Source organism: Gilliamella sp. M0364 (assembly GCF_016100565.1).
GTDB lineage: Bacteria > Pseudomonadota > Gammaproteobacteria > Enterobacterales > Orbaceae > Gilliamella > Gilliamella apis.
Map to the genome: position 1 here is coordinate 263,300 of NZ_JACFSF010000002.1, position 12,427 is coordinate 275,726.

Here is a 12,427-nt window from a genome sequence, read left to right on the forward strand (position 1 = left end):
ATTATACAGACCGTAATCGACTACGTCGAGATATTTAACTGCTTCTTCTCAAGTGCTTTCAAACGTTTATTCATTTCATCAATATGTAATACTAATGAAGCTGTTTTACGCCATACTTTATTTTGTTGTAAAGGGATTCCCGATGAATATACACCAGGTTCGGTAATTGGGCGCATTACCATTCCCATTCCTGTCACTGTAACTTGATCGCAAATTTCCATATGTCCATTAATGACACTAGCACCGCCAATCAAACAATGACGACCAATAGTTAAACTTCCAGCCATGATTACACCACCGGCAACAGCAGTATGATCACCAATAATATCGTTATGAGCTATTTGGCATTGATTATCAATAATAACACCATTGCCGATAACAGTATCATCTAGAGCACCACGATCTATGGTTGTTGATGCACCAATTTCAACATTATTACCTATTACTACTCGACCTAGTTGAGGAATTTTTATCCATTTACCTTTATCATTAGCATAACCAAATCCATCTGCGCCAATTACAGTTCCTGATTGGATTAAGCAATTTTCACCAATAACACAGTTATGATATATAGATATATTAGCCCATAGTTTAGTGCCTGCTCCAATAACTGTATCCTTACCAATAAAGCAACCGGCACCGATAATACAATTATCACCAAGAACTACACCACTTTCAATAACAGCATTAGCTCCAACAGCAACATTGTTACCTAGTTGCACTGTAGGATCGATAACTGCGGAATCAGCGATATCTTTAGCGGGTAAAGGAGTTGTATCCAAAATTTGAGCTAATTTTGCATAACATAGGTAGGGATCTTTTACGATTAAAGCCGCCCTATTCCAATATTTAAGACTATCCTCAGTCATAACAACAGCGGATGCATCACAGCTAGATAAATTATTTTGGAATTTCTTATCAGACAAAAAAGTTATTTGACCTTGCGTGGCGCTTTTCATTGATGCCACACCAGTGATGATTAATTCACCATCACCGTGTAACGTAGCACCCAACTGTTCAGCTAATTGCTTTAAACGAAAAGCAAACATTAATTTTTAACCTTTTCCAAAACTTTATTTGTAATATCAACAGCATCAGAAGCAGATAATGTTGCTTCAGCTTTTAATATTAAATCATATTTTTCTTCTTCAACAATTTTTTTAACTACTTCTTGAATTTTAGTTAATAATTTACTTGCTTCTTCAGTTTCTCGTTTACGATAATCATTTGAAAACGCTTTTGCTTTATTTTCAAAATCAGAAATAGTTTTATTCAGTTTTGTTTTTTCAGAAGAAGATAAAGTTAAACCATCTTTCTTTAAACGTGCTGCCGCATCATTAGCTTTCTTCTCTTCTTGCTGTAGTGTTTTCGCTCTAGCTTCGAATTCTTTATCTAAAGCCTTTCCAACTGTTTCTCGTTGCGGCATTTGTTGTAATACAGACATAACATCAATAACGCCAATTTTAATTTCGGCATTCGCTGCGCCAGTAAAAAGTAATGCAACACTAAGACCAAGAACAGATATAATTTTTTTCACTTTATTCACCTATATATTTTAGTTATTCACAACTTGGTATTACCATGTTGAACCTATATTAAATTGAAATTGTTGCGCTGAATCGCCATTATATTTCTTAAGTGGTTGTGCATAAGAAAATACCAATGGACCTAATGGAGACATCCATTGAACAGCAAGACCAGCTGACATTCTAATATCTGATGGGGAACTATAATCAGGAACATTTTTTCCTTTTAGATCCCATTCTGTATCCCAAACAGTACCGGCATCAAAAAATACTGAAGTTCTAATACTATCGGAATATTTTTCACTGGCAAATGGTGTTGGAACAACCAATTCTGTGCTAGCAAATGCTAGAGCATTACCCCCGATCGCATCTTTAGATTTTTCACATCCAGATGTATCATTTAACGTACGACAACCGTTTTTGTTAAAATATACCGCTTTAGGACCCACAGTGTTCGATTTAAAACCACGTAAAACAGTTGAACCACCAGCATAGAAGTTTTCATAAAATGGTAACTCTTTACCACCAAATCCACCACCATAGCCTAAACGACCACGAGCTAAGAACACCCAATTATGATCTCCGTCAATTGGATAGTAATAAGATGCATCAGTAACCATCTTATAGTATCGATTATCAAAGACTGGCGCAGTCGCTTTTATATTTGCTGTTAATTTTAGACCATCAGTAGGAAAGTATCCTCGGTCTAATGAATTATATGTCCAATAAGCATTCAACAATAAATCGTTGGTATCATATGAAAACGATTTATCTTTGTTTTTCATATTTTCACCCATGGATTCAAAATAGCGCCACATATTATACTGTGCCTGCATATCAGTTAAATTATGGTTAGCATATTCAGCGCCAAAACGGAGGAAATTATTTTCACTTATAGGGAAACCTAAATTAGCTGTAGCGCCCCAAGTTTTACTTGAATATTCTGATTCATCATCATCGCTATCAGTTTTATAAGTATTGTAATAAACACTACCGCCTAAACTGACACCATCAACCGTAAAATATGGGTCTACTATCGATATTGATGCTGTCTTATCATTGCTAGTAGTATTAATATCAAAAGAAACACTGTTACCTGTGCCTAACCAGTTATCTTGTGAAATACCTGCATTAAAACTGACACCACTATCAGAACCAACACCAATACCAAATTTAATACTACCTGTATTTCGCTCGGAAACTTTATAAATAATATCAACTTGATCATCTACTCCCGGAACACGTTCAGTATTTGCTTCTACCGAATCAAAAAATCCAAGTCGATTTAAACGATCTTTACCTAGTTCAACCAAACCATTACTTAACCATGAGCCTTCCATCTGACGAAGTTCACGACGAACGACACTTTCACTAGTAATTGTATTTCCGACAATCTTAATATTACGGACATAGAAACGTTGTCCAACATCAACTAATACTATTAATTTAACGGTATGTGATGCATCATCCATTTCAGGTTGAATAGCTACTTGTGGGTAAGCATAACCAAAATTAGCTAACAAACGTTTAACATTATCTTCAATATCAGTAATTTTTTTACCATTATAAAGGTCCCCAACAGTCAGTTTTTCTTTGGCTATTTTGGTTATTGCCTCTTTATGACCAGCAAAGTTACCTTTAAAATCCAATTCTGATAATTTATATTGTTCACCTTCATGGATGTTAATAGTTACATAAATACCTTTTTTATCTGGTGTTAAACTAACTTGTGTAGATTCAATGTTGAAACGTGCATAACCTCGATTTAGATAAAAGCTTTGCAATTCATCTAAGTCAGATGCTAATTTTTGTTTTTGATATTTACGATCACCTAACATATTCCACCAAGGAACCTCATCACGTAATGTAAAACGAGAAATCAGTTCTTCTGATGAAAATGCTTTTGCACCAACAATATTGATTTGATCAATTAACGCCGATTTACCTTCAGCAATAACTAATTTTAGATCAACACGATTACGAGATAATGGCGTAACTACAGCTTTAATTTGAGCATTATATTTACCAACACTGTAATAAAAATCCTCTAAACCTTTTTCAATACCAGAAAGCATAGTGCGATCTAATGCATCACCTTCTCGAATACCAGTACTATCTAAATTCTTCTTCAACATATCATCTTTAACAGATTTATTGCCAGAGAAAGTAATGCTTGCAATAGTAGGACGTTCTTGCACATGTACAATCAATCTATCACCATCTCTTGATACGGTTATATCATCAAAATTACCACTTGAGTAAAGAGATTTAATAATACGGCCTAAGTCAGCTTCATTGACATAGTCACCAACTTGGATTGGCATTTCAAGCATAGCTGCGCCAACAGTTACACGCTGTAGCCCCTCAAACTTGATATCTTTAACTACAAAATCATCAACACAAAATGCATTGGAACTATATACTGCTGTAGTACTAAACAGCAAAGATGCTATAAGTAAGTTTTTTATTTTCATCGTATATATTTATAACCTCATCCCATTACAATCGTAAAATATCATTAAATAGTGCAATTCCCATTATTACCATTAATAAAACAAATCCAATACGAAAAAAACGCTCTTGTGCTTTATTTGATAAGGCATTTCCTTTTATTCCTTCAAATAATAAAAAAAGAAGCTGCCCGCCATCTAACATTGGTAATGGAACAAGATTGATTACACCTAAGCTTATACTAATAAAAGCCAGAAAATATAAGTAAGGAGTAAAACCATAACTTGCTGTTTGCCCTGCGCTTTTTGCTATTGTTATCGGTCCTGATAAGTGCTTAAGACCAATAACACCTGTTACTAATTGATAAAGAGATCGAACTGTTAACTTTGTTGTTAATATAGTTTGTTCCATCGCCTTGTCAAATCCATTTAAAAAACTATACTGCTTAATTACCGAATCAGATGTCGGATAAAATCCCGCAACCCTCTCTCCATTTTGATTTATTTTGGGTGTTAGCGTCAGATTGATATCTTTACCATTACGATCCACTTTCAATACCATGATTTCGGCTTTTTTTATTGTATTCGCAAAATCACTCCAATTTGTATATAAGTGATCATTATAACTGATAATTTTATCACCAACTTGCAAACCAGCTTGTTCAGCAGCCGAATCTGTCACAATTTTACTCACAATTGGATAAATTTCCAACTGTTTAGGTATAAAACCAAAAGCTGTTATAGCAGAATCTTTCTCAATATCAAAATACCAATCGTTAATATTAACATTTTTAATGATTTCTTTTTGGTTACTATCACCATTAGAACTATCTATATATGTAATATTAACGTTTTGATTGCCTAACGCAGTAATTAATGCAATATTTACATCATTCCAACTATAAATTTTTGTATTATCTATCATTTTTAACTCTGAATTAGCTGGAATATTCAATGTTGCAGCCGGAGTTAAAGGTATAACATTTTTTACTTTAACGGGGTACTCAATGACTCCCATCAAAAAAATAATCCAATAAATAAGCACTGCTAAAACAAAATTGGCAAATGGACCAGCAAAAATAATTGCTGCTCTTTGCCATAGTTTCTTTTTGTCATAGGCAAATTTTTCAAAATTGGGAGCTAATTCGCTAGCTCGACTATCAAGCATTCTAACATAGCCACCTAGTGGAATCATAGCAATAACTAACTCTGTTCCATTTGAAAACTTATGCGCCCATATTTTTTTTCCAAACCCAATCGAAAAACATTCAACATGGACCTTGCATAACCTAGCCACATAGAAATGTCCAAACTCATGTACAGTGACTAATATACTGATAGTAATGAGAAATAATAACAGTGACCAGAGCAAAATCAATAACCTTTTAAAGTAAATGTAAAGATAGTGCTGCAAATATTGGAACTGCAGCAGTTAAACTATCAATCCGATCTAAAATACCGCCATGTCCAGGAATAATATTACCACTATCTTTAATGCCTGCTTCTCGTTTAAACATACTTTCAGTTAAATCACCTAATACTGAAACTAAAATAGCTAACAAAGAACTCAATATAAAAGTAATGAAACTAATTTGGAAATAACCGGTTAAATAAACAAACACACTAATCAAAATGGCTGAACTAATCCCACCTAAAAAGCCCTCTATTGTTTTCCCTGGTGATACTTTTGCTGCCAATTTTCGTTTACCTATCGCTCTACCAACGAAATATGCACCGGTGTCGGTTGCCCATACTAACACAAATACATATAGCAGCCAAACAGCACCTGTATAAGTATTAAATATATAATTAATTGACCTAAGCTCAATCATACCGACAAAGAAAGGAAACAGTGTAAAAAAAGCAAATAATAATTTAATAATCAGTGAATTAGACCAGTATTTTACTGACTTTGGATAACCAATAACCAATAAAAATGCAACTAACCACCAAATAATCGAGAAACAAATTATATAATTAAATAATCTATATTTTATTAATTCTGTATTTGGAATTAGATAAACTAAACTTAATAACATTACAACAGAAAATGTAAAAACAATTTTATGTAATGGTTTAGTCATAGCTAGAAAATTAGTCCATTCCCATGCAGCTATTCCACAAACAGCGATAACTAGATAAGAAAATATTGATAATGGCGCAAAAAACAAGGCAATAATTACCATTGGAATAAGTATTAGTGCAGTTAGAATACGGTGAATTAACATTAAATTTCCTCATTTTGAACACCGCCGAAACGTCGTTCTCTAGTATTAAATACGTCTATCGCTTCATCGAAGGATATTGAGTTAAAGTCAGGCCAAAGTGTGTCGGTAAAATAGAATTCTGCATAGGCACTTTGCCATAATAAAAAGTTACTAATTCGATACTCACCACCAGTACGTATAACTAATTCAACTTCAGGCAAATCACTCATGCAAATGGTTGTGGCAAAACTATCCTCATTAATATCTTCAAGTTTTATCTCTCCTTGCAAAACTTTAGTCGTCATTTTTTGTGCTGATTGTACAATATCCCAGCGACCACCGTAATTAGCCGCAATATTGAGAATAAGGCCGGTATTATTTTGTGTTAGGCATTGAGCATCAATAATCAGTTTTTGAAGATGTTCATTAAACTTTGATATATCACCAATAATATTTAAACGAACGTTATGTTTATTTAAATTTTTGATTTCTCGATTTAAAGCATAAATAAAAAGTGATATTAAAGCTGAAACTTCATTAGATGGTCGCTTCCAATTTTCACTACTAAATGCATATAAAGTGAGTACGTTGATATTTAGTTTTGCTGCATGGGTGACAATTTTACGAACCGCTTTTAAACCAGCTCGATGACCAATCGCCCTTAATTGATTACGTTGTTGAGCCCAACGACCATTACCATCCATTATAATAGCAACATGATTTGGGATGTATCTTTGTTGTGTCATTTAATATCTCGTAATATCTCAATCATTTTTATCATAATTTCGATAATCAACGGGTACCATAAACCACAATTGTTTTGCCATGTGCTGAAATCAAATGTTGGTCTTCAAGCATTTTTAAAATTCTACCCACTGTTTCACGTGAACAGCCAACTATTTGACCGATTTCCTGACGGGTAATTTTAATTTGCATGCCATCTGGATGGGTCATTGCGTCAGGCTGTTTGGTTAAATTCAATAAGGTTTGTGCAATTCGTCCAGCAACATCTAAAAAGGCTAAGTTGCTTACTTTTTCTGATGTCACTTGTAATCGACTTGCCATTTGACTAGCGAGCCGCATTAAAATATCGGGATTAACTTGTACAAGCTGTTTAAATTTTTTATAAGAGATTTCAGCCACTTCACAACTTGTTTTCGCTTTTACCCAAGCACTACGCTCTGTTCCTTCTTCGAAAAGACCTAATTCACCTAAAAATTGATTTTGATTTAAATAAGACAAAATCATCTCATTACCTTCATCATCTTTAATTAATACAGCAACAGATCCTTTCAAAATATAATAGAGAGTTTCGGCTTTTTCTCCTTGATGAATAAGGGTACTTTTAGCTGGATATTTATGAATATGGCAATGAGATAAAAACCATTCTAATGTTGTATCTGATTGCTGTTTACCAATCATTATTCCGTCCTCTCCATTCAATTACTACAATGACACTATAACAAAGTTACACAATAAATCATATACTCAGTAAAACGATTTTAATCATTATTTAATAATTTTGATATCAATTGTTTCATGTAATTCAGACCAAAAAATTGCGGCAGTTCCATTAATTAAATGAAGTTTTACATCATTGACTTTATCTGCAAGTGTTTTTTCCTGCACACCATAATCGGTACCTTCTCGTAAAACAAAAGATTCAATAAGATTATTTAATGTTTGAGGGTCAAGAGTCTGCCAAGGAATAATCATGGTTGTAATTATCGATTCGATTAATTATTGTATCAATTTAATACTTAGAAGTGCACAATTAAATATTATATTACGTAACACTTTTTATCCATTTAATTTAATTTGATTAAGCTTATTTTATTAAAAAAAACCACTCAATAGAGTGGTTTTTATCAATTTCATAACTAAATAGATAATTATCTTGCTATAACTTGAAGTTTGAAGCCTTGAATACCTGCTCTAGTCGTTGTTAAGGTATTATATAATGAGTTATGTTTAGTATTTGCTATCGTAGCAACATTGCCACCAGCTGCTTCTACCGCACCTAAGGCAATTGAATCACCAATATCAGCTCCAGCTACACTATACACACCTGTAGTTAATGCATCTGCAGGTGCAGCTACACTACCTGTATTATCACTAGAGGTACCGTAAAGTTTCCATGTGAATCTATATGAATCAGTAATTATTCTATCAGTACCAGCAGTATTTGGTAAGCTATGATCTCCAGTAGTATTTCCATCCGTTATTTGCCATACAACAGCAGCTAAACGATCGCCATATTGTGGAACTGTTCGTTTCGCCCAGTCTGCATCACTAACTCCAGTTGGTTGAGCTGGTAAAGTAGTTGCTATATTTATACTCATGTCAAGTGTACCATCAGTTTTATATTTGAAAATACCAATTTTTGTACTTTGATCAGAGAAGATCGGTCCTACTGGGTTGTTAGGATCAGGGTCACCAGAACCAGTATTAGTAGCTGGTTGTTCGTTATCACCTATTGTTTCTTGATGTTGAGGAGCTTGAGTACTCCAAATATCAGCAAGGTTTAACCATTCATTTACATTTGGATTACCAAATGAAGTTTTTTCTTGAAGTTGTAAACCAACTTTCACCGCACCAGCCATAGCTTCAGTAATTCTAAAATATATATGACCTTCTTCACCATTATTACTATAGGTAAGTGAACTGGAAATATCACTAGTCACATTTGTCCATGACACATCATCAGTAGTTTTATTAATCCATACTCTTAATGTGTCTTTGATTGCACCTGTTGTATCAATATCGCCATCTGAATCTTTTAAATTATAAAAGATATGAATAAAATCACCAACTTGAGCTTTTCTATCGTTACCAGCAGCAGTTGTATCAGATTCACTTGCGGTAATACGAATGGTAATAGCGCGTTCAACGTCATGATCTTTAGCGAAAATAACCGGTGCATTACCTTGTATTTGATTAACGGTTTCTCCCACTATATCTACTGCGTAAGCACTACTAGCAGCATAACCAGCTAAGAATAAGCCTAATGCGACTTTTTTGATTGTTAGATTTTTCATGTTTAACTTCCTATTTTTCTTTGATAAATTAACATGTTGTATTTATATAAATACACCATTTTTTGGTGTTCCCTTTTGAATTATCAACGGTAATTTGTGATAATTAAAAAACTTCTTAACTTTAATAAGCAATAACTTGTAATAAGAAACCTTGGTCTCCAGCACATGCTCTTTCAGGAATAGATACTTGCTGCCAATCCACGTGCTCAGGTGCACCTTCAACTTTTGGAATACTTGTACCAATAAACGCATAGCTATCTTCACCGTCGATATTACTGCCATTTACTGTCGATTTGATTCCTCGAATCTTATAACGTGCATTTTTACCCATACTCACATTAAACCATGGTCCATTTCGATAGTCAGGATTACCCAAGGCATTTTTAAGATTAATCGCTCTATTTCCAGGGCATGCGCTATCATTTGATCCAACAAGTGACCAGACAATAAATGGATCCTGAATTACGTTGTCAGCCAGATCATAAGCGACTGCATAATATTCGTTATGAACTTTCCACTCATTTGGACCATTTGGATTAAATACTAGATAAGGGTTATCATCAGTAGCTGCAACTAATGCATTATCTGAACTTCGATAAACTTCAAGTCTACCAGCCTGACCACCATTAAAATAAACAATCGCATGGTTCAAAGATTGACCATATTGATTCAGCTTAGCTACGAAATCAACTGTACCTGTGATATTAGAAGCAACATTGATAGCATAAGTATCACCAATTGCCTCTATATCTCTATTAGATATCTTATGTCCCATCTTGATTTTTTCAAATGATTTAACAATGACACAAGGATCTGCTGTCGGACAAGCCGTTATATTTCCAGTGGTTCCATCAATAAAATTAATTGGATTACCATTACTAGTTGCTACCCACAAATCGGTAACAGAAGCTTCAAACGAATTTTCAATACTATCCATTAAGATAGTATCACTAAATCCATCATAGTCAGTTAGGCCCCGAGTTTCTACGCCATCTTTTGGTGTGACCAACGTAGCCATTAACGTAACGGTATCCCTACCGTTAGCAGGATTGTGAACAGGAGCAGTACTTGCTCTACCATAAACATCAATAGCCCAAACGCCCACTCTGCGTAGTTCATTATTAGGTAGAACTTCAAAAGAAACTGAGTTAGATGTTGCTGATCTTTTCCCCTTTCCATCAGTAACTGTTACCGATAAAGAATAAACACCATTGGTGCTAACTGGGTTGCGTTGACCATTTTTATCAAGGTACTTTGGAGCAACTATTTTCCAATTATCAACACTTGCTGGTGGATTAAACCATGAAGAAGCGGTACAAGTTCCGATTGCCGAACATAAGAAACCACCACCATCATCGATATCTTGCATATTACCAGACCATACCAACTTGGATACACCTTTAGCATTATGCAAACCTATAAAGATGTTAGATGTTGTACCTTCGATTATTTGAATAGATTCTAATCCTAAATCGACAGTCATTTTTCTATCTTTATATTCAAGGACGATATAGTTGTTACGATCAACTAAATCATATCGACTGCCTTTTAAGGATCGTGCTGATTGGACCATATCTGGATCTAATTGATCTTTTAATGGCGTACCAATCCGATAATTCATGGTTAATTCTGCTGTAGTAGTTTTTTTATTATCTTGCCCGCGTTTATGTTGAGCTTTTATCGTGAAAAGCGGAACAGGAGTATAATCTAATCCAATTGTTATCGCTCGTGGATCTTTTTGTAAATTATCTTTACCAAACAATGCAACTTTATCACCAAAGTATTGTTCATACATTAGCGACCCACCTAGATGTGGATATTGTGGCAAATAACCTTGAAAACGGATATCAAAACCTTTAGCAGCTCTTTCTAAATATTCATCAAAATCTTTAGACTCTTTCCAGTCCGAGAGAGGATGATAATAGTTCACCGCGAATTTCATGTAATCACTCCATGCCTCGGCACCAATACCTAAACGATTATGTGCACGTTGAAAGTCGTGATCCAAAAAGACATTATAACCAAGTAACCATTTTTTATCGGCTACATCCCAACGTTGGCCAATACCAATATTACCTATACGGCGATTATGTTCATATTCTTGGAATGTAATTTGGCTAAAAATCAACATATCCTCGGTATCAATCCAAGGACTAAATAATTTTAAATTAACGTTATTAAATTGGCCTTTATCACTCAAATCAAACTGTAATTGAGCTGTACCAAAACGACCTAAGAAATCTTGTGCTGCATTGCGAACTGGGTCAACAATTTGCGTTTTAACGCCATTACGAACATAATTTTCAGCATAATCTTTACCTTTGTCTTTCAGATGGCCTGATATACCACCATTATCTGATGAAGTAATTTGCTTCCAATCTTGAGTAGCGAGCGTTTGTAATGTAGACGCCACTTGAGTAGCTAAAGCATCTTTATCTTGTTTTACATCATAATTATCGTCAGAACTTAATTTAGGTAAATTCGAATATTTATCTTTTTTATCATCATTAATTTTTATAGCAGGTAATAAAGGAGAATTTTCAGGCAGAACTAGACGCTCACCAATATCAACGACGTCTTTCTTGTCAAATCGACCGGCATTCATCGCTCTTAGCTCTGAAATCGAAATACTACTTAACAACGCAATCTGATATAGGCTGCGCTGTTGATTATTTATCATCTCTCGAGCTTTAGTGCCATTTTTCAATTCAATTATCTTGTTACTATCAACTGCATTTGAAGACGTCTCCGAGTCTGTAGCGTAAACAGGCTGTAAAGATAGTGTTGCAATCACGAAAGCTGAGATAATTTTTAAATTAAGACTCTTAGTCATCTTAATTATTCCTTATATTCCTCTGACAATATTACAATGTTTTTTCTGTTTTCTAGCATTACTGCATTGTCATTAATAGTTGTGATTATTTATTGGTTTTTTATATATATTTTTAAATCACTTTTTACAAAATTAATATTTCTTTACAAAATAACCAAATTTACAAGGATTTTATTACAAAAAAGTAATTTATCAAAATATTTTATTTTATTTTTTGATTTTTTTTGTAAAGAATATTTTTATTATTATTTTTCATTAGGTTATATTGATGCGATTTTGAAGGTAAATTAGCTTTTTAATTAATTTATTGAAAAATACTGTTTTTTATTAATAGATATATTCAAATTTTAAACTAATAAAATTGGTTAGTTTT

At 33.8% G+C, this 12,427-nt stretch carries 10 protein-coding genes; all 10 read right to left on the reverse strand.

Annotation, left to right across the window (positions count from 1 at the left end):
* Positions 1-20 precede the first annotated feature (20 nt).
* On the reverse strand, positions 21-1,049 hold the full coding sequence (lpxD, locus tag H3U96_RS04955; protein WP_198195785.1) for a UDP-3-O-(3-hydroxymyristoyl)glucosamine N-acyltransferase: 1,029 nt from the start codon (positions 1,047-1,049) through the stop codon (positions 21-23).
* Entirely contained in the window at positions 1,049-1,537 is a 489-nt protein-coding gene (locus tag H3U96_RS04960; RefSeq protein ID WP_034903430.1) for an OmpH family outer membrane protein, read from the reverse strand. The genes lpxD and H3U96_RS04960 overlap by 1 nt, the downstream gene beginning before the upstream one ends.
* A 39-nt stretch (positions 1,538-1,576) precedes the next feature.
* Positions 1,577-4,000, reverse strand: a complete 2,424-nt coding sequence (bamA, locus tag H3U96_RS04965) for an outer membrane protein assembly factor BamA (RefSeq protein ID WP_065577716.1) — start codon at positions 3,998-4,000, stop codon at positions 1,577-1,579.
* 25 nt (positions 4,001-4,025) lie between these two features.
* On the reverse strand, positions 4,026-5,354 hold the full coding sequence (gene rseP / locus H3U96_RS04970; RefSeq protein ID WP_232347739.1) for an RIP metalloprotease RseP: 1,329 nt from the start codon (positions 5,352-5,354) through the stop codon (positions 4,026-4,028).
* Positions 5,355-5,361: 7 nt separating this feature from the next.
* Positions 5,362-6,204, reverse strand: coding sequence for a phosphatidate cytidylyltransferase (locus tag H3U96_RS04975; protein WP_086360943.1), 843 nt, complete (start codon positions 6,202-6,204; stop codon positions 5,362-5,364).
* Positions 6,204-6,929, reverse strand: coding sequence for an isoprenyl transferase (locus H3U96_RS04980; RefSeq protein WP_065577718.1), 726 nt, complete (start codon positions 6,927-6,929; stop codon positions 6,204-6,206). The genes H3U96_RS04975 and H3U96_RS04980 overlap by 1 nt, the downstream gene beginning before the upstream one ends.
* Before the next feature lie 46 nt (positions 6,930-6,975).
* Positions 6,976-7,608 carry a cAMP-activated global transcriptional regulator CRP gene (gene crp / locus H3U96_RS04985; RefSeq protein ID WP_034903327.1) on the reverse strand — a complete coding sequence of 211 codons (633 nt, stop codon included), beginning with the start codon at positions 7,606-7,608 and terminating at the stop codon, positions 6,976-6,978.
* Positions 7,609-7,692: 84 nt separating this feature from the next.
* Positions 7,693-7,899 carry a YheU family protein gene (locus H3U96_RS04990; RefSeq protein ID WP_034903307.1) on the reverse strand — a complete coding sequence of 69 codons (207 nt, stop codon included), beginning with the start codon at positions 7,897-7,899 and terminating at the stop codon, positions 7,693-7,695.
* A gap of 176 nt (positions 7,900-8,075) precedes the next feature.
* The gene (locus H3U96_RS04995; RefSeq protein WP_198195789.1) at positions 8,076-9,221 is read right to left on the reverse strand and encodes a hypothetical protein; all 1,146 of its coding nucleotides are present in this window, start codon (positions 9,219-9,221) and stop codon (positions 8,076-8,078) included.
* 121 nt (positions 9,222-9,342) lie between these two features.
* Positions 9,343-12,054 carry an inverse autotransporter beta domain-containing protein gene (locus H3U96_RS05000; RefSeq protein WP_065577720.1) on the reverse strand — a complete coding sequence of 904 codons (2,712 nt, stop codon included), beginning with the start codon at positions 12,052-12,054 and terminating at the stop codon, positions 9,343-9,345.
* Positions 12,055-12,427: the final 373 nt, after the last annotated feature.

Coding starts and splice junctions, on each gene's coding strand:
- bamA (WP_065577716.1), bottom strand. CDS start 4,000: ATGAAAATAAAAAACTTACTTATAGCATCTTTGCTGTTTAGTACTACA.
- H3U96_RS04975 (WP_086360943.1), bottom strand. CDS start 6,204: ATGTTAATTCACCGTATTCTAACTGCACTAATACTTATTCCAATGGTA.
- lpxD (WP_198195785.1), bottom strand. CDS start 1,049: ATGTTTGCTTTTCGTTTAAAGCAATTAGCTGAACAGTTGGGTGCTACG.
- H3U96_RS04995 (WP_198195789.1), bottom strand. CDS start 9,221: ATGAAAAATCTAACAATCAAAAAAGTCGCATTAGGCTTATTCTTAGCT.
- H3U96_RS05000 (WP_065577720.1), bottom strand. CDS start 12,054: ATGACTAAGAGTCTTAATTTAAAAATTATCTCAGCTTTCGTGATTGCA.
- H3U96_RS04990 (WP_034903307.1), bottom strand. CDS start 7,899: ATGATTATTCCTTGGCAGACTCTTGACCCTCAAACATTAAATAATCTT.
- H3U96_RS04980 (WP_065577718.1), bottom strand. CDS start 6,929: ATGACACAACAAAGATACATCCCAAATCATGTTGCTATTATAATGGAT.